Origin of the sequence: Sulfitobacter sp. CW3 (assembly GCF_019392245.1) — a bacterium.
Classification (GTDB): domain Bacteria; phylum Pseudomonadota; class Alphaproteobacteria; order Rhodobacterales; family Rhodobacteraceae; genus Sulfitobacter.
This window is the reverse complement of sequence record NZ_JAHXRL010000002.1, coordinates 320,611-346,940: the sequence shown is the minus strand read 5'-3', so window position 1 is coordinate 346,940 and position 26,330 is coordinate 320,611. Positions and strand designations below refer to the sequence as shown.

Sequence of the window (26,330 nt, the reverse complement as noted above, 5' to 3'; positions counted from 1 at the left end):
CCGTCGGAGCCTCCGGCGGGGATTTTAGACCATTTGGAATGAGGGGCGTTGCGCCATGGTTTTCAAGCCAACCGAATATTTGCCGTATGATTTTGCCAACCGCAGACATATCGGGCCGTCTCCGGCGGAAATGTCGGAGATGCTCAAGACCGTGGGGGCGCAAAGCCTTGCGGCGCTGATCGACGACACAATGCCCGCCAAGATCCGGCAAAAAGAGCCGTTGGATTTCGGCAAGCCCATGTCCGAGCGCGAAGTGCTTGAGCACATGCGCGTGGTGGCGGGCAAGAACAAGGTGCTGACGTCGCTGATCGGGCAGGGGTATCACGGGACGGTCACGCCGCCTGCAATCCAGCGCAACATTTTTGAGAACCCCGCCTGGTACACGGCCTATACGCCTTATCAGCCCGAGATCAGCCAGGGGCGTCTTGAGGCGCTGTTGAATTTCCAGACCATGATCAGTGATTTGACAGGGCTTGAAATTGCCAATGCGTCATTGCTGGACGAGGCGACAGCCTGTGCCGAAGCGATGACCATGGCGATGCGGGTTGCAAAGTCGAAGGCCAAGGCGTTTTTTGTTGATCGCGATTGCCATCCGCAGAACATCGCCGTGATCCAAACGCGCGCGGCACCATTGGATATTGAAGTGATCATTGGGGACCCTGACAAGATGGACGCGAGCGCCGTCTTTGGTGCGTTGTTCCAGTATCCCGGCACCTATGGGCATGTGCGTGATTTCACATCGCATATCGCTGCGCTGCATGATGCTGGTGCGTTGGGTGTCGTGACAGCTGACCCGATGGCGCTGACCCTGCTGAAGGAGCCCGGCGCGATGGGGGCCGACATTGCTGTGGGTTCAACCCAACGGTTTGGCGTGCCCGAAGGATACGGTGGCCCGCATGCCGCCTATATGGCGTGCAAGGACGCATATAAGCGCGCGATGCCGGGGCGAATTGTAGGCGTGTCGATTGATGCACATGGCAACCGCGCCTATCGGTTGTCCCTGCAAACCCGCGAGCAGCATATCCGCCGCGAAAAGGCGACATCGAACGTGTGTACGGCGCAGGCTTTGCTGGCTGTGATGGCGTCGATGTATGCGGTGTTCCACGGACCGGAAGGCTTGAAAGCGATTGCGCAGCGCATCCACCGCAAGACTGTGCGTTTGGCGAACGGGTTAGAGGAAGCCGGGTTCAAGGTCGATCCGCAGGCGTTTTTTGACACGATCACCGTTGACGTTGGCCCCTTGCAGGCAGCTGTGATGAAGTCCGCCGTAGACGAAGGCATCAACCTGCGCCGCGTTGGCGAAACCCGCGTCGGCATCACGCTGGACGAACGCAGCGTCTCTGCGACCATCGAAGCGGTCTGGCGTGCCTTTGGCATCCTGCGCACGGACGAAAAATTCGAGGCGCAGTATCGTTTCCCCGATCAGATGATCCGCGAGAGCCAATATCTGACCCATCCGATTTTCCACATGAACCGCGCCGAGACCGAGATGATGCGCTATATGCGTCGTCTGGCTGACCGCGATCTGGCGTTGGACCGCGCGATGATCCCGCTGGGGTCGTGCACGATGAAGCTGAATTCAGCCGCGGAAATGATGCCTGTCAGCTGGCGCGAATTTTCGATGATCCACCCGTTTGTGCCCCAAGATCAGGCGCTTGGGTATAAACACATGATCGACGATCTGTCGGCCAAGCTGTGCGATATCACCGGCTATGACGCGATTTCCATGCAGCCCAATTCGGGCGCGCAGGGTGAATATGCGGGGCTGCTGGCCATTGCTGCCTATCACCGCGCCAATGGCGAAGGGCATCGCAACATCTGTCTGATCCCGATGTCGGCGCATGGGACGAACCCCGCCAGCGCCAATATGGTCGGCTGGAAGGTGGTCGTGATCAAAACCGCGGCCAATGGCGATATCGATTTGGACGACTTCCGCGAAAAGGCTGAAAAGCACAGCGAAAACCTGGCGGGCTGCATGATCACCTATCCCTCGACCCACGGCGTGTTCGAGGAAACGGTAACCGAAGTTACCCGTATCACCCATGACCATGGTGGTCAGGTCTATATCGACGGGGCCAATATGAACGCGATGGTCGGGCTTGCCCGTCCAGGGGATGTGGGCGGCGATGTCAGCCACCTGAACCTGCACAAGACGTTCTGCATTCCGCATGGCGGCGGTGGCCCCGGCATGGGGCCGATTGGTGTCAAATCGCACCTGATCCCCCATGTGCCGGGTCATCCGAATGGCGGAGAGGGCGCGGTGTCTGCGGCACCATATGGTTCGCCATCCTTGCTGCCGATTTCGTGGTCATATTGCCTGATGATGGGCGGTGACGGGCTGACGCAGGCGACGCGGGTTGCGATCCTGAACGCCAACTACATCGCGAAACGGCTCGAAGGGGCCTATGACGTGCTGTACAAAGGACCGACAGGTCGGGTCGCGCATGAATGTATCTTTGACGTGCGCCCGTTCGAGGAAAGCGCAGGTGTCACGGTTGATGATGTCGCCAAGCGTCTGATCGATGCGGGTTTCCACGCCCCCACGATGAGCTTTCCTGTTGCAGGTACGCTGATGGTCGAGCCGACGGAATCCGAGACCAAAGCCGAGCTGGATCGGTTCTGTGATGCGATGTTGGCGATCCGCGAAGAAATACGTGCGATTGAAAACGGCGATATGCCGCGGGAGAATAACACGCTGAAAAACGCGCCGCACACGGTCGAGGATCTGGTGGGCGATTGGGACCTGCCCTACACCCGCGAACAGGGGTGTTTCCCCCCCGGTGCGTTCCGCGTGGACAAATACTGGCCACCGGTTAATCGCGTGGACAATGTGCATGGCGACCGGAACCTGATCTGCACCTGCCCCCCGATGGAAGACTACGCAGAAGCGGCAGAATAATTACGCACCTGCGCGTGGCTAAAACCCATGCGCAGGCGCAGCCCTATTGGACGAAACAGGCGATTGCAGCGGCGACGCTATTCTCGGGCGCGTAGCACCTGTGCGGGGCGGGCATTCAACGCTTTGACGGCAAACCCCAGCGAGGCCAGGACGGACGCCAACGCACCACCTACAATGATCAATATGGCCGAGGGCCAGATGACACTGAACTGTGTTTCCATCACGAAACGGCTGACGGCCCAGCCACCCAAAATACCGGCAAGCAGGGCGACGGCCCCGGCAAACAGCCCCAAAAGAGCGGCCCGCAGCAAAAAGCTGGTTGCGATGGCGCGGCGGGATGCGCCCAGTGTTTTGAGCAATGCGGCCTCGTAGCGGCGTGCATCAGCGCCAGCAGCCGCCGCACCAATCAACACCAGAAACCCCGTCAACAGGGTCGCCGCTGCGCCGTATGATGTGGCGGCTGCCAGCCCTGCCAGCACTGCGGCCACGCGGTCAATGGCGTCGCGCACGCGAATTGCGGTGATGTTGGGATAGGCGGTGGCGATATCGCGCAGGATCGCGGCTTCGGCCTCTGGTTCGGCATAGACGGTCGAGATGAATGTATGCGGTGCCCCTTCGAGTGCGGCTGGGTTCATCGTCAGGATAAAGCCGATGCCTGCGGTGGAAAAATCGACCTCTTGAAAGCTGGCAATCGTGCCGGTGACGTCGCGGCCCAATACGTTGATGGTCAGGGTGTCGCCAAGGCTCAGACCGATTTCCTCGGCCTCTTCGGCGGCAAAACTGATCAGCGGGGGGCCGGTGTAATCGGGTGCCCACCATTCACCGGCGGTGATGATGGCATCCTTGCCCGGTGTGGCGGCATAGGTCACGCCGCGATCACCACGCACGACCCAGTGATCGCCTGCCACATCTTTGGCGGGGCGTCCGTTGATCTGTGTCACCACGCCGCGCAGCATCGGCGCGCTGTCGATACGGCTGACAGCCGGATCATCGGTCAGCCGTTTGGTGTAGCCGTCGATCTGGTCTTTTTGGATATCGACAAAGAAGTACGATGGCGCGATGTCCGGCAGGTTGCCTGAAATGGCCTGTCGCAAGTTGCCATCTATTTGTCCGACCGCTGCCAGAACCGACAACCCAAGGCCAAGTGACAGCACCACGGCGCTGGCCCCTTCAGCGTTGCCGCCAATGGCGGTCAGGGCCCAACGGACCTGCGGATACCCGCGTGCCAAATGCGCGGCACGTTGCGCGAGAAAACGCACAATTGCGGCGGCCAAAGTCAGGATAAGCAAGGCACCGGCAATCCCACCCAGTGTCCACAGCGTCAGCATCCAGCTGCCGTTGAACCACCCCGCCAATGCGACCAAAAGCGCGACGGTCAGTGCGATGACCACGATATAGCGCGGCGCAGGGAAACGTGCCGCCCCGTCCCACGCATCGCGAAACAACGTGGCTGCGCGAATATTCTCACTACGGGCAAGTGGCCAAAGGGTGAAGGCAAAGGCGGTTAACAGGCCGTAAATTCCCGCCTCGATCAAGGGTGCCGGATAGATTGAAAAGGCGGCAGGGATCGGCAGGCGGGCCGAAATAAGCGGCGCAAAAACAAGCGGAGCGATGGCCCCCAGGATCACGCCAATGGCAACGCCAAGCAAAGACAGTAATCCGATCTGGATGAAATAGGTTTGAAAGATGGTGGCGCGGTCGGCCCCAAGGGCACGCAGGGTCGCGATCACCTCGGTCTTGCCATTCAGATAGGACCGCACGGCCGCAGATACGCCGACACCACCCACGGCAAGGCCGGACAAACCAACCAGCACGAGGAATGCCGTCAGACGTTCGACAAAGCGCGACACACCGGGGGCACCGTTGCGGGCGTCAGTCCAGCGCATGCCGCTGTTTTCGAACCGCAACTGCGCGGCGTTTTTCAACTGGTCGAGGTCCGTTTCAGGCGGCAAAAGCATCCGGTATTTTGAATTAAACAAGGTGCCAGCCGACAGTAGCCCCGCACCATCCAGACTTTCTGTGCGCAACAACGTCCGTGGCCCAAGGGCAAAGCCGCTGGCGGCACTATCGGGTTCGCGCAGGATCAGGGCGGTCAGGCGAAATTCCTTGGTGCCAAGTTTGAACTCGTCACCGGGGGAAAGGCCCAGCCGGTCCGACAGCGCACGTTCCATCACCGCACCAGACAAGCCATCCGTGTGGGCAAGTGCTTGTTCAAGCGGCATTTCGGGGTCCAGCGCCATTGTACCAACAAGGGGGTAAAGATCATCCACCCCTTTGATCTGCGTTAGTGCGCGATCTGCGGCGGCCCCATCGCCGACAACAGCCATGGACCGAAATTCAACCACCTCTGATACATCGGTGGCCTGCGCATCAATCCATGCGCGTTCATCCGCAGTGGCAAAACGATAGGTGAAATCAAGCTCGGCGGTGCCGCCAAGTAGCGCGGCACCCTCGCGCTGCAATCCGCCCTCGATCGCGGACCGAACAGAGCCGACGGCAGCAATCGCAGCAACACCCAAGGCAAGGCAGGCCAGAAACAGGCGAAACCCCCGCAGCCCCCCGCGCATTTCGCGGCGGGCAAAGCGGGTCGCAAGAGAAAGGCTCATACGATGCGACCGTCGGTCAGGGTCACGACTCGGTCACAGCGCGCGGCCAGTTCGTCAGAGTGGGTCACCAGCACCAGCGTCGCCCCGTATTTTTCGCGCAGATCAAACAGCAGCTCCATGATTGCGGCACCGTTTGTGCTGTCCAGATTGCCGGTGGGTTCATCCGCTAACAAAATCGCTGGCCGTGGGGCAGAGGCGCGGGCAAGCGCAACACGCTGCTGTTCACCGCCTGACATTTGCGCGGGATAATGGTTCAGGCGGTGCCCAAGGCCGACGGCGATCAGTTCAGCCTCGGCCCGCTCGAACGCATCGGGGACGCCGTTCAGCTCTAGCGGGGTGGCGACATTTTCCAGTGCGGTCATGGTGGGGATCAGGTGGAAGGATTGAAACACGATGCCCATGCGTCCCCGCCGGAATTTGGCCAATCCATCCTCGCTCATGGCGGTTAGGTCTTGGCCCAAGGCGCGCACGGTGCCGCCTGTGGCTTGCTCGAGCCCGCCCATGACCATCAGCAGCGATGATTTGCCGGAACCGGAGGGGCCGGTAAGGGCGACCGTTTCACCTTGTGCTACACCCAAAGTGATCCCATGTAGGATTTCTACTTGTCCGGCATTGCCATTCAGTTTCAGGGACGCATCTTGAAGTTGGAACACCGGGTCGGTCATTGGGCTGCCTTTTTGTTGGTGGTTCCTGTTGGATATGGAGTTTTCGCAATGATGCACAAGGTTTTAGCTGGCTTTGTTACGGTTTTAGCAGGCTGTGTCGCGGCCGAGCCTATTGTAATAGCAGCATTGGGTGACAGCCTGACGCAAGGCTACGGCCTGCCCGCCGAGGATGGTTTGGTGCCGCAATTGCAGACCTGGCTGGATGAGAATGGCGCAGATGTGAAGCTGGTGAATGCGGGGGTGTCGGGCGATACCACAGCCGGCGGGCTAAGCCGTGTTGGCTGGACCCTGACGCCTGATGTTGACGGGATGATCGTGGCGCTTGGCGGTAATGATGTGCTGCGCGGGCTGGACCCCGCCGTCAGCCGCGCCAATATCGATGGCATTTTAGATGCGGCCCAAACCGCCGAAGTCGAAGTATTACTTGTCGGTATGACAGCCCCGGGAAACTATGGGCCGGAATACAAATCCGCGTTCGACGCGCTCTACCCAGAACTGGCTGAGCAATACGGGGCCGAATTCCTGAACAGCTTTTTTGCCGGATTGGCGGTTGATGGAAAACTGCCAGAGCTTTCGCAGGCCCAAGCGTTTTTCCAATCCGATGGGGTGCATCCGAACAAGGAAGGCGTGGCGAAAATCGTCACTGCGATGGGCCCAAAGGTGCTAGCCCTGATCGAAGATATCAAAGCGCACTAAAACGGGCACCGAAATGCCCGCAACTGTCTTGATATAGGCGCGTCAGATTTACGCGAGGGCGATGTTGCCAGCGCTTTCGCGACCATCACGGCCATCTTCGATGTCGAAGGTCACTTTTTGGTTGTCCGCCAGACCCGTCAGGCCCGCACGCTCTACCGCCGAGATGTGAACAAAGATGTCCTTGCCGCCGCCATCAGGCGCGATAAATCCATAACCCTTGGTTGTGTTAAACCATTTTACGGTGCCAGTTGCCATGCGCCGTTTCTCCTGTCTTTGGGCTGCCCGCATTATGCGGCAGCGTGGCCCGGTCATAACTTGATCGAACCGTGGCAAAAGCCGAAGAGGTCGAAAGTTTTTCGCGTCGCACGAGAATATTGCCAGCACCCTTTCTAAAATCAAGGGTTTTTGTCGCGCAACGCTCTATCGGCGGGCAGTTGCGCACGAAATTTCACAACTTTGAAATAATTTTACCAGTTGATAAAAAAATCATTCCGTTGCACCGTTCAAACAACAGCAGGTGACAGCAGAGGTGTATCAATGTCGCAGAAAATGTTTGAGCCGGGTATTACGGCAGGGCGACTAGAGGCGTCGGCCTATGCCGATCAGTTTTCCGATCTTCACCCCCCCCTTGATCCACACGAGGCATTGGTCGCGGCGGATCGGTGTTACTTTTGTCATGATGCGCCGTGTATTACGGCCTGCCCGACAGATATCGATATCCCTTTGTTCATCCGGCAAATCGCAACAGGCACGCCTGACGCCGCTGCGAAAACCATTCTTAGCCAGAACATCATGGGCGGCATGTGCGCCCGCGTTTGCCCGACCGAACAGCTCTGCGAACAAGCCTGCGTGCGCGAAATCGCCGAAGGCAAGCCGGTGAAAATCGGAGAGCTGCAACGCTTTGCGACAGATCATTTACAGCAACAAGGCAAGCACCCGTTTGAACGCGCGGCACCCACGGGCAAGCGCGTCGCGGTTGTGGGTGCCGGTCCGGCTGGCCTGTCTTGTGCACACCGTCTGGCGATGATGGGTCACGATGTCGTTGTACATGATGCGCGCCCGAAACCCGGTGGCCTGAACGAATACGGGATCGCGACCTATAAAACGCCCAACGGTTTCGCACAGGCCGAGGTCGACTGGCTGATGCAGATTGGCGGGATCACCATGCAGACCGGATCTGCCTTGGGGGCAGAGATTACCCTAGAAGGGCTAAAGGCCGACTATGATGCTGTGTTCCTTGGTATGGGGCTGGGCGGTGTAAACGCCTTGGGCGCGACAGGCGAGGACAAGGATGGCGTCTTGGATGCCGTCGATTTCATCGCTGATCTGCGTCAGGCTGGTGATGTGGCGCAGGTGCCAATCGGGCGTGATGTTGTGGTGATCGGGGGCGGTATGACCGCGATTGATGCTGCGGTTCAGGCCAAGCTGTTGGGCGCGTTGAATGTGACGCTGGTGTACCGTCGTGGTCGTGACCGGATGAACGCAAGCGTGTTTGAACAAGACCTCGCCGCGTCAAAGGGTGTGCGGATTGTGAACCAGGCCGTGCCTGTTGCTGTGCATGGGAACGGTGCCGTGCGCGAGATCGAATTCGAATATGTCGACGCGGACATGCAAGGTACCGGGCAGATGCTGCGCCTTGCTGCGGATCAGGTGTTCAAGGCCATCGGTCAAACGCTGCAAGGGGACGCATTGCCAGCCCTTGAGGGGCGCAAGATCAAGGTCGATGACGCAGGGCGCACCAGTGTTGATGGTGTCTGGGCGGGCGGCGATTGCGCCAGCGGAGGCGACGATCTGACCGTGACTGCCGTTGCCGAAGGGCGCGATGCGGCGATGGATATTCACATGACATTGGTGGGTTGAACCACCCGAGGGGAGAAAGCAAATGGCGGATCTAAGAAGCGAATTCGTGGGTATCAAAAGCCCAAACCCATTCTGGCTGGCCTCTGCGCCGCCAACCGATAAGGAATACAACGTGCGCCGCGCCTTTGAGGCGGGCTGGGGCGGTGTGGTCTGGAAAACGCTGGGCATTGATCCGGCCGTGGTTAACGTCAACGGGCCGCGATATGGCGCTATCTATGGTGCTGACCGTCGGTTGTTGGGGTTAAACAACATCGAATTGATCACCGACCGCCCCTTAGCGTTGAACCTGCAAGAGATCAAAACGGTCAAACGTGATTATCCTGACCGCGCTATGGTGGTTTCGCTTATGGTGCCTTGCGAGGAAGAGCCGTGGAAATACATTCTGCCCTTGGTCGAAGAAACCGGCGCTGACGGGGTCGAGCTGAACTTTGGCTGCCCGCATGGGATGTCGGAACGCGGCATGGGCGCGGCCGTTGGCCAAGTACCCGAATATATCGAAATGGTCACACGGTGGGTCAAGGCGAGCACGCGGATGCCCGTGATCGTTAAACTGACACCGAATATCGCGGACATTCGCAAACCCGCCGAGGCGGCGCAGCGCGGCGGGGCCGATGCCGTCAGTCTGATCAACACGATCAATTCGATTACATCAGTGGATTTGGATTTGTTCGCGCCGGAACCCACCATTGACGGCAAGGGCGCGCATGGCGGCTATTGCGGCCCGGCGGTAAAGCCAATTGCGTTGAATATGGTCGCAGAAATCGCCCGCGACCCCGGCTTGGCAAATATGCCGATCAGCGGGATCGGCGGGGTCACCACATGGCGCGATGCGGCGGAATTCATCGCCCTTGGTGCTGGCAACGTGCAGGTGTGTACGGCCGCCATGACCTACGGGTTCAAAATCGTCCAAGAGATGATCAGCGGTCTGTCTGAATACATGGATGAAAAAGGCATGACTTCGGTCGATCAACTGGTCCGCAAAGCGGTCCCGAATGTGACCGACTGGAATCAGCTAAACCTGAACTATATTGCCAAGGCCAAGATAAACCAGGACTTGTGCATTTCTTGTGGCCGATGCTTTGCCGCGTGCGAAGACACGTCGCATCAGGCGATCGCAATGGACGAGGATCGCGTGTTCTCAGTTCTTGATGACGAATGTGTCGCCTGCAATCTGTGCGTCAATGTTTGCCCGGTCGAGGATTGCATCACAATGGAAGCCATGGCCCCCGGTGCTACCGATCCGCGTACTGGAAAAGCTGTTGAGCCTCACTATGCCAACTGGACAACGCATCCCAACAACCCAGCTGCCACCGCAGCTGAGTAGCTGACCCTAGGGTGCCCGACTGTTCTTGAACTTCAGCAGGATGTCTGCGGTTGGGATAGGCAGCGGGCCCTCGGCTTTGGGCAGGGTCGCCTGCGACGATTCAGCCCCGCCATCGGGCTCGGAAGCGTTGTATTTGTTATCTGACAATACGACGTTACCGGTTTCCTTACTCGCGTTGCGCAAGTTTTCATCGGCCAGCTTTTGTCCAGCGGCTTCGGCTTTTGCGTCTACCACAGATTTGGCAGATGCGTTGGAGGGAGCCGAGTCGATGATCTTGATCCACGCCCGGGAATCATCCTGTGATCCGCGTCCTGCGCTGGCCCCATTGTCTGCGGATGCGCCGCTATCCCCGCTTGAGGAAGAGGTCGACACCGGTGCAATATCCGGCGGCGGGTTTGCCGCGCTGATAGACGCCTGAACAGGGGCCGCATGATGTTGAGGCGGTAGCAAAGTGCTGACAGTTGAGATAGACGCCATTTTCCGTACTCCTATAAACCAAAGTTAAAGTTGCCCGCCACCACGCAGTAACTAACTGTCAGCCTGTCTTAATCAGACGTCAAAATCACCTGTTATTTGGGAAGTCAGTTAATCAATTATTGACGCAGAGCATCTTGCCGAACATCACCCGCAAATGCTGCGATGCGGTGTCATTGGAGCCAGTGGCATTGCCAAGTAGGACTGTCACCTGGGCTTCGAAATCCGCGTAATGCTGTGTTGTTGCCCAAATTGAAAAGATCAAATGCTGTGGATCAATGTCCGCAATTTTACCTGCTTTGACCCAACCCGCGATCACCGCGCATTTCTGGTCGAACAGGGGTTTCAGGTCGCTCTCTAGGCGGGGGCCGATGCGCGGCGCGCCTTGCAGAATTTCACCGGCAAACAAACGGCTCTCGCGCGGCAGGTCGCGGGCCATATCCAGCTTGCGCTGAACATAATCCAGAATCTCGGTCTTTGGGTCACCATCGGCGTCCAGTTCGACCAGCGGGTCCAGCCATGTTTCCATCAACTGGCTTAGAAGGGTCAGGTGAATCTGTTCCTTGCCTTGGAAGTAATACAAGATATTCGGCTTGCTCAATCCCGCTTCGGCGGCGATTTGATCAAGGGTGGCCCCCCGATACCCATGCTGCGAAAATACATTCAGCGCGGCATCAAGGATGACACGGCGGTTGCGCATTTGAATGCGGCTTGGTTTTTTCGGGACGCCGTCGGGCAAAGCGGATCTCTTTCTGCATCTGTGCCTGAAAAATCAGCATGCACGTTAGCATACATAGATTCTCTTGAAAGCATTTCTTGACAGATACAAGGCTAACCGCAATCGTGGATTTACCAAATGGTAAAAATTTTCGTGATGCGTAAGCTGGACTAAATGAGGAGCCCCACTATGGCCGCACCCGGTGAAAACCTGAAGATCAATCCTGATCGTTTGTGGGATAGCCTGAATGAGATGGCCCAGATCGGACCCGGCGTGGCGGGCGGTAATAACCGTCAAACCTTGACCGATGAGGATGCCGAAGGCCGCGCCCTGTTCCAGAAATGGTGCGAGGCCGCGGGCTGCACCATGGGCCTTGATCAGATGGGCAATATGTTTGCGCAGCGCGATGGCACAGACCCTGATGCCCTGCCGGTCTATGTTGGATCACATCTGGATACGCAGCCCACGGGCGGCAAATATGACGGTGTCCTTGGCGTCCTTGGCGGGCTGGAAATTCTGCGCACCATGAATGATCTGGGGATCAAGACAAAGCACCCTGTGGTGGTGACAAACTGGACCAACGAAGAGGGCACGCGTTATGCGCCTGCGATGCTGTCATCGGGGGTTTTTGCGGGTATTCATACCCAAGATTGGGCATATGACAGGACCGATGCCAAAGGGCTGACGTTTGGCGATGAGCTGAACCGGATCGGCTGGCGGGGCGATGAGGAAGTCGGCGCGCGCAAGATGCATGCGTTCTTTGAGCTGCATATTGAACAAGGGCCTATTCTGGAGGCCGAAGGCAAAGATATTGGCGTTGTGACCCACGGTCAGGGTCTGTCCTGGACACAGGTGACCGTTACGGGGAAGGACGCGCATACCGGATCGACCCCGATGCCTTTGCGCAAGAATGCAGGGCTAGGGATGGCACGGATTTTGGAGGCTGTGGACGAAATCGCATGGGCGCATGCGCCCCACGCTGTAGGTGCTGCAGGGCATATTGATGTCTACCCGAACTCTCGCAATGTGATCCCGGGTAAGGTCGTCTTCACCGTAGATTTCAGATCGCCCGACCTGTTGGTGATCGAGGAAATGGAGGCGCAGTTGCGGGTGAAGGGCCAGAAGATTGCGGATGACATGGGGCTGGAGGTTGAGTTTGAAAAGGTGGGCGGATTTGATCCTGTTGCATTTGACGAAGGCTGTGTGACGGCCGTGCGGTCGGCGGCAGAGCGTTTGGGTTATAGTCACATGGATCTAATCTCGGGCGCGGGTCATGATGCCTGTTGGATCAACCGCGTCGCCCCTACGGCGATGGTTATGTGCCCCTGCGTAGACGGTCTAAGCCACAACGAAGCAGAAGAGATCACCAAGGATTGGGCGAAGGCGGGCGCGGATGTTTTGCTGCACGCGGTGCTGGAAACTGCGGAGATCATCGGGTGAGGCGGGATCGTTTTATTTTGAAGAAAACGGGCCGGAATTTTCAAAAATTCCGTGGTGGCGCGTGATGTTAGAACGGGATCTTTCGATTGGGGACCGGATTTCTGCTTTGATCGAAGCGGAGCTTGTTGAGGCCATGCAGAGCCAAGATATGGTTTTTCGCCGCACGGCAGAGGCCTTTCGCAAGACGCTACGGCAGCCGCGGCAGATCAAGGTGAATTTTAGCGGCGGGATTACGCAGCTATGTTGGTCGGTATCTCGGGGTGATGGGACATACCGCGTCGTTTACATGCCGCGGGCGGGGTATTTTTCGCTATGTGTTGAGAGCGATTTTGGCCCGCTGGACATCGGTGTCCACGGCCCGGCATTGGGGTGTTTTGGATCGGTTTGAGCGGTGTGTGGGGGCCAGCCCCCACGCCCCCGGGATTTTGATCCATTTGGAATAAGACATAAGACGGGAGAGTTGAGATGAGCAAGGTAATCAAAGGCGGACTGGTTTGTACGGCTGACAGGACGTGGAAAGCGGACGTTCTGATTGAAGGCGAGACGATCGCGCGGATTGGCGAGAACCTTGTGGGGGACGAGTATATCGACGCCGAGGGTGCCTATGTCATTCCGGGTGGTATTGATCCGCATACCCATCTTGAAATGCCCTTTATGGGCACGACCGCGGCTGAGACTTTCGAAAGCGGGACATGGGCCGCTGCCGTGGGTGGCACAACGATGATCGTCGATTTCTGTCTGCCGAGCGCGGACGGGTCGATCAAGAATGCGATCAACGAGTGGCATCGTAAATCCGCGCCTCAGATTTGTTCTGACGTCGGGTATCACATGGCGATCACCGGTTGGAACGAGAATGTTTTCAACGAGATGAAAGATGCCGTGGATATGGGTGTCAATTCGTTCAAGCATTTCATGGCCTACAAGGGCGCGTTGATGATCGAGGACGACGAGATGTTTGCGTCATTCAAGCGCTGTGCCGAGTTGGGTGCGTTGCCCATGGTGCATGCTGAAAACGGTGACCTAGTTGCTGAGTTGCAGCAAAAGTATTTCGATCAAGGGATCACGGGGCCCGAGGGTCATGCCTATTCCCGCCCGCCGGAGTTGGAGGGTGAAGCGGCGAACCGAGCGATCACCATCGCGGATACTGCCGGTGTTCCGTTGTATATTGTGCATGTGTCCTGCGAGCAGACCCACGAGGCGATCCGGCGCGCGCGGCAAAAGGGTATGCGGGTTTATGGGGAGCCGTTGATCCAGTTTTTGACTTTGGACGAATCCGAATATTTCAACAAGGATTGGGACCATGCGGCGCGGCGGGTGATGTCGCCGCCCTTCCGGTCGAAGGATCATCAGGACAGTCTGTGGGCCGGTTTGCAATCGGGATCCTTGCAGGTTGTGGCAACGGACCACGCGGCGTTTTCCACAGCGCAAAAACGTGCGGGCAAGGATGATTTTCGGATCATTCCAAACGGGTCGAACGGCCTTGAGGAGCGGCTTGCCGTTTTGTGGACCGAAGGGGTTGAAACGGGCCGTTTGACACCGAATGAATTTGTTGCGGCGACATCGACCAATGTTGCAAAAATCCTGAATATCTATCCGCGTAAGGGTGCCATTGTCGAAGGGGCTGATGCGGATATTGTTGTTTGGGACCCGAAGATCAGCAAAACAATTTCGCCTACCAATCATCATTCTGTGCTGGATTACAACGTGTTTGAGGGTTTCAACGTCACCGCACAAAGCCGCTATACGCTGAGCCGGGGCGAGGTGATTTGGGCGTGGGGCCAAAATTCGCAGCCAAATCCGGGTCGGGGGCGGTTCGTACCACGGCCTGCGTTCCCGTCGGCCAATATTGCGCTTAGCAAATGGAAAGAGCTAACTGCGCCGAAGATGATCCAGCGCGATCCCTTGAATATCCCTGCGGGCATCTAAGCCAGAATTGTCCCCGCGTGGCGCGGCAGCATTGCTGCCGTGTCGATAGAATGAAGAAAGAGGCCAGCCGTAATGCGAGCACAACATACACTAGGTAAGGGGCGGACCCTATGACGTCTGCCCCTGTGATTTCTGCTAAGACCCTATCTCTGACATTTGAGACCAACGATGGCCCGGTGCACGCGCTTAAGGATGTGTCTCTGGATATCGAGAAGGGCGACTTTGTTAGTTTTATCGGGCCATCAGGCTGCGGGAAGACAACATTTTTGCGGTGTATGGCGGATTTGGAGCAGCCCACAGGCGGGTCAATTACAGTTAACGGCGTCAGTGCCGCAGATGCACGGATGGCGCGGGCCTATGGATATGTGTTTCAGGCTGCAGGGCTTTATCCTTGGCGCACGATCGGGGGGAATATCCGGTTGCCGCTTGAGATTATGGGATATTCCAAAGCGGATCAGGTCGAGCGTGTGGCGCGTGTGCTGGAGCTTGTGGAGCTGTCTGGGTTTGAAAAGAAATTCCCCTGGCAACTGTCTGGTGGCATGCAGCAACGGGCAAGCATCGCGCGCGCATTGGCCTTTGATGCCGATATTTTGCTGATGGACGAACCGTTTGGCGCGCTGGACGAGATCGTGCGCGATCACCTGAACGAGCAGTTGTTGCGACTTTGGGCGCGGACGGAAAAGACGATTGCATTTGTGACGCATTCCATCCCCGAGGCGGTGTATCTGAGCACGAAGATTGTTGTGATGAGCCCGAGACCGGGTCGGATTACCGACGTGATTGAAAGCACCTTGCCGAAAGAGCGGCCCTTGGAAATTCGCGAAACGCCGGAGTTCTTGGAGATCGCGCACCGTGTACGCGAAGGATTGCGGGCGGGGCATGCAGATGACTGAGTGCGGGTTCGTGGCAAGCCGACCCTTCGGGGAGGATATTTTTGAGCCAGAGAAGCGGGGGTGCGTCTTGTGAAGCAGAGCTTTGCCCCGGTTTTAACCGTCGTTGGGTTGCTGTTGGTGATCTGGTATGCGGCGGCCGTCTGGCTGAACGCGGATTGGACTTATGACAAGGCGACGCGGTCGGGGGAGGTGGTTACGACATCGTCCTTGATCAAAGATACATGGGCGCAGAAAAAGCCAAAGCTGCCCGCGCCACATCAGGTGGCCGCCGAGATATGGAGCACCACAGTTGAGAAAAAGATCACGTCCAAGCGGTCGCTGATCTATCATTCGTGGGTTACGCTGAGTGCGACCTTGCTGGGGTTCGGGTTGGGCACGGTGCTGGGCACATTGCTGGCTGTGGGCATCGTGTTTAACCGGACGATGGACATGTCGGTGATGCCGTGGGTGATTGCCAGCCAGACAATTCCCATTCTGGCGATTGCGCCGATGATTATTGTGGTGCTGAACGCCGTCGGGATTTCCGGGCTGTTGCCCAAAGCGATGATCAGCATGTATCTGTCGTTCTTCCCCGTCGTCGTCGGGATGGTCAAAGGGCTGCGCAGTCCGGAACAGATGCAGTTGGATCAAATGCGGACCTGGCACGCGAGCCCGAGTCAAACTTTTTGGAGACTACGGCTGCCTGCGTCGATGCCGTATTTCTTTACCTCGCTTAAGATTGCCATGGCAGCATCCTTGGTTGGCGCGATCGTGGGGGAGCTTCCTACGGGTGCGGTTGCCGGTTTGGGTGCACGTCTGCTGGCGGGTAGTTATTATGGTCAGACGATCCAGATATGGAGCGCGTTGATCATGGCCGCGGCGTTGGCGGCGTTGTTGGTGGGGATCATCGGGTTGATCCAACGGGCATCATTGAAGCGTATGGGGATGGCACAATGATCTGGTTGGTCTTTGCCGCCGTCGCGTGGGCGTTCGGGTTCTGGGTGAATGTGAGGTTGGCCCGTATGCGCCCCTCACGCGTTAGCGCTTTCGCAGCGCCATTGATTTTTGGGGCAACGTTGATCGCAGTCTGGGAAGGTATCGTGCGCGGGTTGGAAATCTCGGCGGTTCTTTTGCCCGCACCGTCGGTCATTGCTGCACGCTTTGTCACCTCGCTGGATATACTGTGGGTCGACTTTGTTCAGACCGTGCTAAAAGGGGCGCTGTCCGGCTACGTCATCGGCTGTGGTGCCGCATTTCTAATCGCGGTGGCGATTGACAGGTTCCCGTTTCTGCAACGTGGTTTGTTGCCTGTCGGGAATTTCGTGGCGGCGCTGCCTGTCATCGGGATGGCCCCGATTTTGGTGATGTGGTTCGGCTTTGACTGGCAGTCAAAAGCGGCTGTCGTGGTTGTCATGGTGTTTTTCCCGATGCTGGTGAACACTGTGCAGGGGTTGCAGGCAACCGACAGCATGCAACGCGATTTGATGCGGACCTATGCCGCAAACTACTGGTCTACGCTTTTCAAGCTGCGCTTGCCTGCTGCTATGCCTTTCGTGTTCAATGGTCTTAAAATCGGCACGACACTGGCGCTTATTGGCGCGATTGTTGCTGAATTTTTTGGCTCTCCTGTCAGGGGGATGGGGTTTCGCATCTCGACTTCGGTGGGACAGCTTGCGCTTGATCTGGTCTGGGCTGAGATTGTCGTGGCGGCAATTGCAGGGTCGGCGTTTTATGGTGCCATGTCACTGATCGAAAAGGCAGTGACGTTCTGGCACCCAAGTCAACGAAACTAAAAACTAAACCAACCAAGAGGGAGTCTATATAATGAAAAAAATGACAAGCTATATCGCCGGTGCCGCTGTTGGCCTGATGGGCACGATGGCCCATGCGGCGGATGATGTGACATTGCAGCTGAAATGGGTCACACAAGCCCAGTTCGCGGGCTATTACGTCGCGCTGGACAAAGGGTTCTACAGCGATGAAGACCTGAACGTTACGATCAAGCCCGGTGGGCCTGATATCGCGCCAACGCAGGTTTTGGCTGGCGGCGGTGCTGATGTTACGGTTGAATGGATGCCTGCGGCCTTGGCCGCGCGCGAAAAAGGTCTGCCGATGGTAAACATCGCCCAACCTTTCAAGTCCTCCGGTATGATGCTGACCTGCCGCAAGGATGCGGGCATTGAAACCACGGATGACTTCGAGGGCCAGACCCTTGGCGTTTGGTTCTTTGGCAACGAATTCCCGTTCCTAAGCTGGATGAGCAAGCTTGAGCTGCCCACGGATGGCAGCGAGGACGGTGTGACCGTTCTGAAGCAGGGTTTCAACGTTGATCCGTTGCTGCAAAACCAAGCGGCCTGCGTATCGACCATGACCTATAACGAATACTGGCAGGTGATTGATGCGGGTCTGACGCCTGATGATCTGACCGTCTTTAAGTACGAAGACCAAGGCGTCGCGACGCTGGAAGACGGGCTTTATGTGCTGGAAGACAAGCTGGCTGATGCCGCATTCGAAGACAAGATGGTGCGCTTTGTACGGGCGTCGATGAAGGGCTGGAAATACGCAGAAGCGAACCCAGACGAAGCGGCAGAAATCGTTCTTGAGAATGATTCATCGGGTGCGCAAACGGAAGAACACCAAAAACGTATGATGAGCGAAGTTGCCAAGCTGACAGCCGGAAGCAATGGTGCGCTGGACGAAGCGGACTATCAGCGTACGGTTGAATCGCTGATGTCAGGTGGTTCTGATCCGGTGATCACGAAAGAACCAACAGGTGCATGGACACATGCAATTACGGACAAAGCGCTGAACTAAGTTCAGTCTAGCGTTCAGAATAGAAAAGGGCCGGTTCTGAACCGGCCCTTTTTAGTTGATAGGTTGAATCGCCTCGTATCAAAGAACAGTGACGGTGGTTCCGATCGGCACGCGTTCGTACAGGTCTTTTACATGTTCGTTGATCATGCGAATGCAGCCGTTTGATACGGAACGGCCAATGCTGCTGGGCTGTGTTGTACCGTGGATACGGAAATAGGTGTCTCTGCCATTTTGGAACAGATATAGCGCACGCGCGCCTAGCGGGTTTTGGGGGCCACCCGGCTGTGCGTCTGTGTTGCCGACAAAACGCGCATATGTTTTGGGCTCACGTTCGATCATCTCGTCGGTGGGGCGCCAAGTTGGCCATTCCTTTTTCACCGAAATTGTAGCGGTGCCAGTGAATTCCAGACCGGCCTTGCCGACCCCCACGCCATAGCGCATGGCCTCGCCGGGGGAGGTGACCAGATACAGATAGTGGCTGCGCGGCAGGATCAACATCTGTCCAATTTTGTACTCGCCCTTGATCGCGACCGGCTGTGGGGTCGGGTCATAGACAGCGTTTTGGGCAATAAGCGAGTGTGGAAAGGCGAGTGCGGCCAAAGAGCCTGCGATAAATGAGCGGCGGCGCATGTGATGTTCCTGATTGATTTTTGTTTATACTATCTTGCTGGTTGAGTAATTTTTGGCAACCCTACGGATACAAAAAAACCGGCTGTCCCATAAGGGTCAGCCGGTCAAATCTTTGTGTAGGCCGAAGCCTAGATGGCTTATGCCAGTGCGATGTTCGACGCAGATTCGCGACCGTCACGGCCGGCTTCGATGTCGAATGTCACTTTCTGGTTGTCGGCCAGACCGGTCAGGCCTGCGCGCTCAACGGCAGAGATGTGTACGAATACATCTTTGCTGCCGCCATCGGGTGCGATAAAGCCGAAGCCTTTTGTTGTGTTGAACCATTTTACGGTGCCAGTGGCCATATCCGTAGTCTCCTCTAGTGTACCATCCGCATCGTGCGATGGCTTGGCGTGGTCGGTCTGGATCGAAGTCTGAACGCCGTGTAAGGAGACAGTGGGTCGAAAAAGAATAACGTTTGCCATGCCCGTATGCCAGAGACAGGAGATTCGCGCAAGGGGGTCGCAACTGGGCCATCTTGCACAGCGAAATGGCGCCGACGGTTGCACATTCTTGCCATTTTTTGCCCCGCGCCGCCCAATGATCGCCCTGTTTTAAAGGTCGAAACCGTTAGGTACAATTCTATCGAATATGCGACAGCAGACCATAAAAATGCCGGAAAACCCTGTCAGATAGCGAGTCGTGAACGGCTACTCGGGCGACCGCCCCGCAAAAGGCAGGTAAGGCAAGTTATGAGAATTCTAGCAGTGGATGATGATCCAACAATTCTGGATATGTTGTCGAACTATCTTACAGTCGAGCAGGGGTTTGATCTGTTCTGTGCAGAGGATGCTGAGCAGGCGCTTGTTTTGGTGAACAAAACCCGCCCGGATTTTGACTGCTTCTTGCTGGACATCATGTTGCCCGGCATGGATGGGATCATGCTGTGCGCCGAATTGCGCAAACTGAAACAGCATCAAAAGACCCCGATCTTGATGATCACAGCCAACACACGCCACGATCTAATGGAACGCGCGTTCGAGGCAGGGGCGACAGATTTTGTCTATAAGCCATTGAACGGTGTCGACTTGGGGGCCCGTATCAATACCGCCGGGCTCTTGAATGAAAGCCTGCGCGGCGAACAGGCTGCGCGTCGTTCACTGGCTGAACTTACCGAGCAGGTGAACGCCAGACGCGATGAGAATTTTGATCAGGGCGTCCCGGATGTGTTTGATCTGGACGGGTTTGAAAGCCGCCTGATGCGTCTGTCCGACGGGTGCTATGCGATGAACCTGTTGGCAATCAAGCTGCCGCAAATGCGCAACATCTTTGAAGAACTCACGCCTACGGAATTCTGCGACCAGATGGCTAAGGTCACAGAGGCAACGATTACTGCCCTACAAAGCAACCGCTACATTCTGGGATATGTGGGCAATGGCGTTCTGGTGGTCGCGATATTGGCGCGCCATGTGGTCAGCCCAGCCGCGGTGCAACACCTTATCAAAGCAGCGTTGGCGCAGAAGCCTATGCATGCTGGTGCCACGGGCAACATGGGGGTTGATCTGTCTGTCCACGCGATCTCGAACCAGCGTTTATGGACGGGGCGGTCTGCCTGCGACAAGGTGCGCGACTATATCGGCCAGCAAGCGTTAAACGCCAAAGATACCATGAAAGATATCGACCGACTGGTTTCAACTGAAATGTAGGACCAAACGAAAAACGGGGGCACCGAAAGATGCCCCCGTTTTCTGTCTGTCAAAAGCCAAAGCTTAGCGCGAGAATTTCTTGTGCTTCAGGCGCTTTGGCTCCATCGCGTCATCACCCAAGCGGCGCTGCTTGTCTTCTTCATAGTCGGAAAAGCCGCCCTCGAACCATTCGACATGCGCGTTGCCTTCGAATGCGAGGATATGCGTACAAATCCGGTCAAGGAAGAAACGGTCGTGGGAAATGACCACGGCGCAACCGGCGAAATCAACAAGCGCGTCTTCGAGCGCGCGCAAGGTTTCAACGTCCAAGTCGTTGGTAGGTTCATCGAGCAGCAACACGTTACCGCCTTCTTTCAGCAAGCGCGCCATGTGCACACGGTTGCGTTCACCACCCGATAGCAGGCCGACTTTCTTTTGCTGATCGCCACCCTTAAAGTTGAACGCACCGCAATACGCGCGGGAGTTCACTTCGGCGTCGCCCAGTTTGATGATCTCGGCACCGCCGGAAATCGCCTGCCAGACGTTGTCGTCAGGGTTCAGGTCGTCACGCGACTGGTCAACATAGGACAGATCAACGGTATTCCCGATTGTGATAGAACCCGCATCAGGTTGCTCATTACCGGTGATCATCTTGAATAGGGTCGATTTGCCCGCACCGTTGGGGCCGATAACGCCGACGATACCACCGGGTGGCAGCGAGAATTCGAGGTTTTCGATCAACAGTTTGTCGCCCATGGCTTTGGACAGGCCTTCGACCTCAAGCACTTTGGAGCCCAAACGCGGACCGTTGGGAATAACGATCTGCGCGCGGGTCAAGCGTTCGCGCTCTGAGCTATCTGCCATTTCGTTATAGGACTTGATCCGGGCCTTGGATTTCGCCTGACGAGCCTTGGCCCCCTGACGCATCCATTCTAGTTCGCGCGACAATGTCTTTTGCTTGGACTTATCTTCGCGGGCTTCTTGCTCAAGCCGTTTGGCTTTCTGGTCGATCCAGTTGGAATAGTTGCCCTCGTAGGGAATACCATTGCCGCGGTCGAGCTCGAGAATCCAGCTGGTGATGTTATCCAGGAAATAACGGTCGTGGGTAACGATCAGGATCGTGCCTTTGTAGTCGATCAGGTGCTGTTGCAGCCAAGCGATGGTTTCGGCGTCCAAGTGGTTGGTCGGTTCATCGAGCAGCAGCATTTCTGGCGCTTCAAGCAGCAGCTTGCACAGCGCAACGCGCCGCGCTTCACCACCCGAAAGGGTTGTCACATCGGCGTCATCGGCAGGGCAGCGCAGGGCTTCCATGGATACGTCGATCTGACTGTCGAGATCCCACAGGTTTTCCGCATCGATCTGATCTTGGAGCGCGGCCATTTCATCGGCTGTCTCGTCCGAGTAATTCATCGCCAGTTCATTGTAGCGATCCAGGATGTCTTTCTTCTTTTTCACACCCAGCATGACGTTTTCACGCACGGTCAGGGCGGGGTCCAGATAGGGTTCCTGCTCGAGGTAGCCAACTTTGGCACCCTCTGCGACCCATGCCTCGCCCGAGAAATCTTTGTCCTTGCCGGCCATGATACGCATCAGGGTTGATTTACCCGACCCGTTGACACCGACCACACCGATTTTCACACCGGGAAGGAAGTTCAGGTTAATGTTGTCGAAACATTTCTTGCCGCCCGGATAAGTCTTTGAGACACCGGACATGTGATAGACATATTGATAGGCGGCCATTGGGAATCCTCGGATAAGCTGCATATAGGTTGGGACGTGCAATATCGCCCAAGACGGGCAAGATCAAACACTCAATATATGGGGCGTGAATAGCGGATTTGAAGGTGTAGATCGCGGGCTTGCCTGAACTGGACCACGTGGCGCGGGTAACACCCCGTAAAAAGCGACACCGAGGCAGGACGTATGATCAGAGTTCGGGTGGTTTGCCAGCACCGTGCAGATGCGAAAATACACAACCAAAAGCATATGTTATGAAAGTTCTCACCCGTTTGAGTCGGCCCGCGTGTGGGGCGAAACGACGCAGATAGTCGTTAATTTCCGGTTAATTCAGGTAAATCGACTTAAGAACGCCTAAAAATCAGGCGAATTATTTTCACATTGTCAGTTATCGTTCTTCTATCTAGGGGTGATTTTTGCCCTTGGATTTAACGCGACCCGTAAGAGGTCGCGCTGTAGCAAGAGGGACAAAATAATGACAACATCCACTATCGTCGTTGGACTTGACGGGGGTGAGGCAGGCAATCGAGCCCTGGCTTTCGCGACCACCCAAGCCAAGCTAATCGGGGACTGCACCCTGAAAATCGTCTATGTGATTGAATGGTCACCATTCAGCTTTCAGACTTCGGAAGAAAATGCGGAGCGCCACAAGCGCCGTGAAGAAGAGCTTTCGATGGCGAGAGAGCGGATCATGGAGCCTGCTGTAAAAGCTGCAACCGAAATGGGGCTATCTGTCGATGGGATCGTCAAGCATGGCGATGTTTCGGATATTCTGGATGACATCGCCAAAAAGAACAATGCGCTGCAAATCGTGGTGGGCCGTGTCGGTCTGCGCGGCTTGAAAGAGCGGATGTTCGGTGGCGTGACGGGCCGGTTGGCCGTCGCATCCAGCGTTCCAGTCACAATTATTCCGTAAGGGAGCAGATCATGAATAAGTTTCTTACAACTGGGCTTGGTGCGGCTGCGGCCTCTGTTTTGCCCGCGATTGCTTCCGCTCAGGAAGCTGCGGGTTTGGATCAGCGCATCAACGATATTTTCGCAGGATCAACGGGGTGGTTCGTCAATCTAATTTTCGCCCCCTTGCCGTTCGAAGTAGCCGGTTCGTCCTTTCCTTGGATCGTGCTTTGGCTGGTCGTCGGCGCAACTATTTTCACGTTTTACTTTGGCTTCATCCAGTTCAAGGCGTTCGGCCACGCGATATCGCTGGTGAAAGGTGACTATTCCGACCCCGATGATGCGGGCGAGGTCAGCCACTTCCAAGCGTTAACAACCGCCCTGTCGGGTACTGTCGGCCTTGGTAACATCGCCGGTGTTGCCGTCGCGGTTGGTATAGGTGGGCCGGGTGCCACGTTCTGGATGATCCTTGCGGGTCTTTTGGGCATGGCGTCAAAGTTCACCGAATGTACGCTGGGTGTGAAATATCGCAATGAATACCCCGATGGCACCGTTTCCGGTGGTCCGATGTATTACATGACCAAAGGTTTCAAAGAACGCGGCCTGCCATTGGGCGGCTTTTTGGCCATCGTCTTTTCGATCTTTACCATCGGTGGTGCGTTGGGTGGCGGTAACATGTTCCAAGCCAACCAAGCACATGCGCAGATTTCTGGCATTGTCGGCGATTTCCCCGGCTGGATCACGGGCGTTGTCTTTGCCGTCGTGGTGTTTGCTGTAATCGTTGGTGGAATCAAATCCATCGCGCAGGTCACGGAAAAGGTCGTGCCGTTCATGGGTATCCTTTATGTGGCGGCGGCCTTGGTCATCCTGATTGTCGAATATGACAAAATCGGCTGGGCCTTTGGTCAGATATGGGAAGGTGCCTTTACCGGGCTTGGTGTCGCGGGCGGCTTTGTTGGCGCTCTGATCCAAGGGTTCAAACGTGCTGCGTTCTCGAACGAAGCGGGCGTTGGGTCGGCTGCTATTGCACACTCTGCCGTACGGACCAAAGAGCCGGTGACCGAAGGGGTCGTATCCTTGCTTGAGCCGTTTATCGACACGGTTGTGATCTGTACGATGACAGCTTTGGTGATCACGATTTCAGGCGTTTTGGTGATGGACCCTGCGACAGGCAACTTTATGCTGAACGAGGCAGGGACGTCGATCAAGACCATCGATGGTTCCAGCGGTGTTCAACTGACGTCGGCGGCATTTGCCACTGGTTTTAGCTGGTTCCCCTATGTGCTGGCTGTCGCCGTGGTGCTGTTTGCTTTCTCGACGATGATCAGCTGGTCCTACTATGGTCTAAAGGCTTGGACCTATCTGGTGGGCGAAGGGAAGACGAAAGAGATCGTGTTCAAGGTCATCTTCTGCTTCTTCATCATTGTGGGTGCTGCGGCCAATCTGGGCGCTGTCATCGACTTCTCTGATGCGATGATCTTTGCCATGGCTGTGGTGAACATCACGGCGCTGTACTTCCTCATGCCCATCGTCAAGCGCGAGATGAAAAGCTATTTCGACCGCTTGAAATCGGGTGAGCTGAAGAAGTTCGTCGACTGACCAGTCGATTAGCTAATTGACAAAGAGGGCAAGACCCTCTCCTTTCGGCCCCTGATGCATTTCGGGGGCCGTTTTCGTGGGCTATCCATTTCCATATGTGGCACCGGGTCAGGTGATCGGGCTGTTGGGCGGATCGTTTGATCCTGCCCACGAAGGCCACGCGCATATCACACGCGAGGCATTAAAACGCTTCGGGTTGGATCGCATCTGGTGGATGGTCAGCCCCGGTAACCCGCTTAAGGCGCATGGCCCCGCGCCGCTTGCGCAACGCATGGAACGCGCGCGGCAGGTCATGCAGCATCCCCGGGTTGATATCACAGATGTAGAGGTGCAATTGGGCACCCGCTTTACCGCGCAGACGATTGCAGCATTACGGGGGCGCAGCCCCGGTGTACGGTTTGTGTGGCTGATGGGGGCTGATAATCTGGCGCAATTGCACCACTGGCAAGATTGGCAGCAGATTGTTGAAACCGTGCCGATCGGCGTGATGGCGCGGCCCGGTCAACGCATTTCCGCAAGGATGAGCAGGGCCGCAGCGCTATACGCCAAGTACCGCATTCCCGCCCGGCAAAGTCAGCTTTTGGGCCATGCCGATGCGCCAGCATGGTGTTTTGTGAATGTCCCGATGATGAATGTCAGCTCGAGCGCGATACGCGCCGCTGGCAAGTGGTCATCTTAGGCGGGTTGACGCAATTCCGGCGCTTAGGATGATGGCCAGCCCGATCCATGTCATCACATCTGGTAGGGCCCCGAACAACACCCATCCCAATCCGACGGCTGAGAGCAGTTGGAAATAAATCATCGGTGCGATTTTGGTCGCCGGCGCTATCCGGTAGGCATAAAGCATTAGCAGATTTCCCAGCATGGAACAGGCGGCGCTAGTCACTGTAAGCGCTGCAACGGGGGCCGAGAATTCGGGCAGTTGCATCAGCCCAAAGGGCAGCAGCAACCCGGCGCTAATGACCAACTGCGTGAACGAAAGCTGCAAGGGAGAAGCCAGCCCGGACAGCCAACGTGTCATGGTCAGGAATATGCCATAGAAGGTGCCCGCCGCGAGCGCCCAGAGCAGCCCGACGCTGACATCAACGCCGGGGCGCACCACCAGCAGGACACCCGCAAATCCGATCAGAATAAGTGTGCTGCGCTAAAGCGTGATCGGCTCGCGCAGGAATACAGCCGCCAGAACATAGCTGAGCAAAGGACCGACAAAGAAGGCTGCAAAAACATTTGCCACATCCTCAGTTTGTAGGGCGGTTTGGATACAGGTGATGCCGCCGCAGATCATCGCCGCGCGTATCCAGATGCGCCAATTGCCAAACAATGCGCGTGTGTGATCGGGAATAAACGGGATCAGAATAATCATACCAATCGCGAACCGTGACCACGCGACGAAAACCGGAGCAACGCCCATCTGCGATGTTAATATCTTGCCAGCACTGTCCCCGGCGGGGATCAATGACATGGCCATGAACATGATAAGGATTGCCCGCTGCATAAGGCAGCACTAGCATG

Annotated in this window: 23 protein-coding genes and 1 pseudogene; 15 read left to right on the top strand and 9 right to left on the bottom strand. The window is 56.6% G+C overall.

Annotation, left to right across the window (positions count from 1 at the left end; all coding sequences use genetic code 11):
• Window positions 1-55: 55 nt before the first annotated feature.
• A complete protein-coding gene (gcvP, locus tag KZZ06_RS05030; protein ID WP_219578947.1) occupies window positions 56-2,899 on the top strand; it encodes an aminomethyl-transferring glycine dehydrogenase in 2,844 nt (947 codons plus the stop codon).
• A 77-nt stretch (window positions 2,900-2,976) separates the two neighbouring features.
• Here gcvP and KZZ06_RS05025 read toward each other — a convergent pair whose 3' ends face one another.
• On the bottom strand, window positions 2,977-5,505 hold the full coding sequence (locus KZZ06_RS05025) for an ABC transporter permease (RefSeq protein ID WP_219578946.1): 2,529 nt from the start codon (window positions 5,503-5,505) through the stop codon (window positions 2,977-2,979).
• Window positions 5,502-6,170: an ABC transporter ATP-binding protein gene (locus tag KZZ06_RS05020; protein ID WP_219578945.1), complete on the bottom strand. Its 669-nt coding sequence runs from the start codon at window positions 6,168-6,170 to the stop codon at window positions 5,502-5,504. The genes KZZ06_RS05025 and KZZ06_RS05020 overlap by 4 nt, the downstream gene beginning before the upstream one ends.
• A 48-nt stretch (window positions 6,171-6,218) precedes the next feature.
• On the opposite strand from KZZ06_RS05020, the gene KZZ06_RS05015 reads away from it, so the two are divergent.
• Window positions 6,219-6,866, top strand: coding sequence for an arylesterase (locus KZZ06_RS05015; RefSeq protein WP_219578944.1), 648 nt, complete (start codon window positions 6,219-6,221; stop codon window positions 6,864-6,866).
• 48 nt (window positions 6,867-6,914) lie between these two features.
• Here the strand turns inward: KZZ06_RS05015 and KZZ06_RS05010 are convergent, their stop codons facing one another.
• On the bottom strand, window positions 6,915-7,121 hold the full coding sequence (locus tag KZZ06_RS05010; protein ID WP_093917047.1) for a cold-shock protein: 207 nt from the start codon (window positions 7,119-7,121) through the stop codon (window positions 6,915-6,917).
• A gap of 282 nt (window positions 7,122-7,403) precedes the next feature.
• Here KZZ06_RS05010 and KZZ06_RS05005 point away from each other — a divergent pair, with 282 nt between their 5' ends.
• On the top strand, window positions 7,404-8,726 hold the full coding sequence (locus KZZ06_RS05005) for an NAD(P)-dependent oxidoreductase (protein ID WP_219578943.1): 1,323 nt from the start codon (window positions 7,404-7,406) through the stop codon (window positions 8,724-8,726).
• A 22-nt stretch (window positions 8,727-8,748) separates the two neighbouring features.
• Window positions 8,749-10,050 carry an NAD-dependent dihydropyrimidine dehydrogenase subunit PreA gene (gene preA, locus KZZ06_RS05000; protein ID WP_219578942.1) on the top strand — a complete coding sequence of 434 codons (1,302 nt, stop codon included), beginning with the start codon at window positions 8,749-8,751 and terminating at the stop codon, window positions 10,048-10,050.
• A 6-nt stretch (window positions 10,051-10,056) separates the two neighbouring features.
• Here preA and KZZ06_RS04995 read toward each other — a convergent pair whose 3' ends face one another.
• Window positions 10,057-10,527: a hypothetical protein gene (locus tag KZZ06_RS04995; protein WP_219578941.1), complete on the bottom strand. Its 471-nt coding sequence runs from the start codon at window positions 10,525-10,527 to the stop codon at window positions 10,057-10,059.
• Between the two features lie 112 nt (window positions 10,528-10,639).
• Window positions 10,640-11,224 (bottom strand): TetR family transcriptional regulator C-terminal domain-containing protein, encoded by a 585-nt coding sequence (locus KZZ06_RS04990; RefSeq protein WP_219579284.1) that lies wholly within the window; start codon window positions 11,222-11,224, stop codon window positions 10,640-10,642.
• Between the two features lie 207 nt (window positions 11,225-11,431).
• Between KZZ06_RS04990 and KZZ06_RS04985 the strand changes: the two genes are divergently transcribed.
• From KZZ06_RS04985 to KZZ06_RS04955, 7 genes are all read left to right on the top strand, one after another.
• Window positions 11,432-12,682: a Zn-dependent hydrolase gene (locus KZZ06_RS04985; protein ID WP_219578940.1), complete on the top strand. Its 1,251-nt coding sequence runs from the start codon at window positions 11,432-11,434 to the stop codon at window positions 12,680-12,682.
• A 64-nt stretch (window positions 12,683-12,746) separates the two neighbouring features.
• Window positions 12,747-13,070 carry a hypothetical protein gene (locus KZZ06_RS04980; protein WP_219578939.1) on the top strand — a complete coding sequence of 108 codons (324 nt, stop codon included), beginning with the start codon at window positions 12,747-12,749 and terminating at the stop codon, window positions 13,068-13,070.
• Window positions 13,071-13,147: 77 nt separating this feature from the next.
• Entirely contained in the window at window positions 13,148-14,608 is a 1,461-nt protein-coding gene (hydA, locus tag KZZ06_RS04975) for a dihydropyrimidinase (RefSeq protein ID WP_219578938.1), read from the top strand.
• A 110-nt stretch (window positions 14,609-14,718) separates the two neighbouring features.
• Window positions 14,719-15,501 (top strand): ABC transporter ATP-binding protein, encoded by a 783-nt coding sequence (locus tag KZZ06_RS04970; RefSeq protein WP_219578937.1) that lies wholly within the window; start codon window positions 14,719-14,721, stop codon window positions 15,499-15,501.
• Window positions 15,502-15,570: 69 nt separating this feature from the next.
• The gene (locus tag KZZ06_RS04965) at window positions 15,571-16,437 is read left to right on the top strand and encodes an ABC transporter permease (protein WP_219578936.1); all 867 of its coding nucleotides are present in this window, start codon (window positions 15,571-15,573) and stop codon (window positions 16,435-16,437) included.
• Complete coding sequence (locus KZZ06_RS04960; RefSeq protein WP_219579283.1) at window positions 16,434-17,273, top strand: ABC transporter permease; 840 nt, start codon at window positions 16,434-16,436, stop codon at window positions 17,271-17,273. The genes KZZ06_RS04965 and KZZ06_RS04960 overlap by 4 nt, the downstream gene beginning before the upstream one ends.
• A gap of 31 nt (window positions 17,274-17,304) precedes the next feature.
• Entirely contained in the window at window positions 17,305-18,294 is a 990-nt protein-coding gene (locus tag KZZ06_RS04955) for an ABC transporter substrate-binding protein (protein WP_219578935.1), read from the top strand.
• Window positions 18,295-18,372: 78 nt separating this feature from the next.
• Here KZZ06_RS04955 and KZZ06_RS04950 read toward each other — a convergent pair whose 3' ends face one another.
• Together KZZ06_RS04950 and KZZ06_RS04945 are read right to left on the bottom strand one after the other, a co-directional pair.
• Window positions 18,373-18,924: a L,D-transpeptidase gene (locus KZZ06_RS04950; RefSeq protein WP_219578934.1), complete on the bottom strand. Its 552-nt coding sequence runs from the start codon at window positions 18,922-18,924 to the stop codon at window positions 18,373-18,375.
• Window positions 18,925-19,061: 137 nt separating this feature from the next.
• Window positions 19,062-19,268, bottom strand: a complete 207-nt coding sequence (locus KZZ06_RS04945; protein ID WP_005851393.1) for a cold-shock protein — start codon at window positions 19,266-19,268, stop codon at window positions 19,062-19,064.
• A gap of 387 nt (window positions 19,269-19,655) precedes the next feature.
• Between KZZ06_RS04945 and KZZ06_RS04940 the strand changes: the two genes are divergently transcribed.
• Window positions 19,656-20,609: a response regulator gene (locus KZZ06_RS04940; RefSeq protein WP_219578933.1), complete on the top strand. Its 954-nt coding sequence runs from the start codon at window positions 19,656-19,658 to the stop codon at window positions 20,607-20,609.
• Between the two features lie 63 nt (window positions 20,610-20,672).
• On the opposite strand, the gene ettA is transcribed toward KZZ06_RS04940, so the two are convergent.
• Window positions 20,673-22,328 carry an energy-dependent translational throttle protein EttA gene (gene ettA / locus KZZ06_RS04935; protein ID WP_219578932.1) on the bottom strand — a complete coding sequence of 552 codons (1,656 nt, stop codon included), beginning with the start codon at window positions 22,326-22,328 and terminating at the stop codon, window positions 20,673-20,675.
• A gap of 472 nt (window positions 22,329-22,800) precedes the next feature.
• Between ettA and KZZ06_RS04930 the strand changes: the two genes are divergently transcribed.
• From KZZ06_RS04930 to KZZ06_RS04920, 3 genes are all read left to right on the top strand, one after another.
• Window positions 22,801-23,241 carry a universal stress protein gene (locus tag KZZ06_RS04930; protein ID WP_219578931.1) on the top strand — a complete coding sequence of 147 codons (441 nt, stop codon included), beginning with the start codon at window positions 22,801-22,803 and terminating at the stop codon, window positions 23,239-23,241.
• A gap of 11 nt (window positions 23,242-23,252) precedes the next feature.
• Window positions 23,253-24,818 (top strand): sodium:alanine symporter family protein, encoded by a 1,566-nt coding sequence (locus KZZ06_RS04925; RefSeq protein WP_219578930.1) that lies wholly within the window; start codon window positions 23,253-23,255, stop codon window positions 24,816-24,818.
• A 76-nt stretch (window positions 24,819-24,894) separates the two neighbouring features.
• Entirely contained in the window at window positions 24,895-25,497 is a 603-nt protein-coding gene (locus tag KZZ06_RS04920) for a nicotinate-nucleotide adenylyltransferase (RefSeq protein ID WP_219578929.1), read from the top strand.
• On the opposite strand, the pseudogene KZZ06_RS04915 reads toward KZZ06_RS04920, so the two are convergent.
• Window positions 25,489-26,313: pseudogene (locus KZZ06_RS04915) on the bottom strand (DMT family transporter). The gene KZZ06_RS04920 and the pseudogene KZZ06_RS04915 overlap by 9 nt on opposite strands.
• Between the last annotated feature and the right edge of the window lie 17 nt (window positions 26,314-26,330).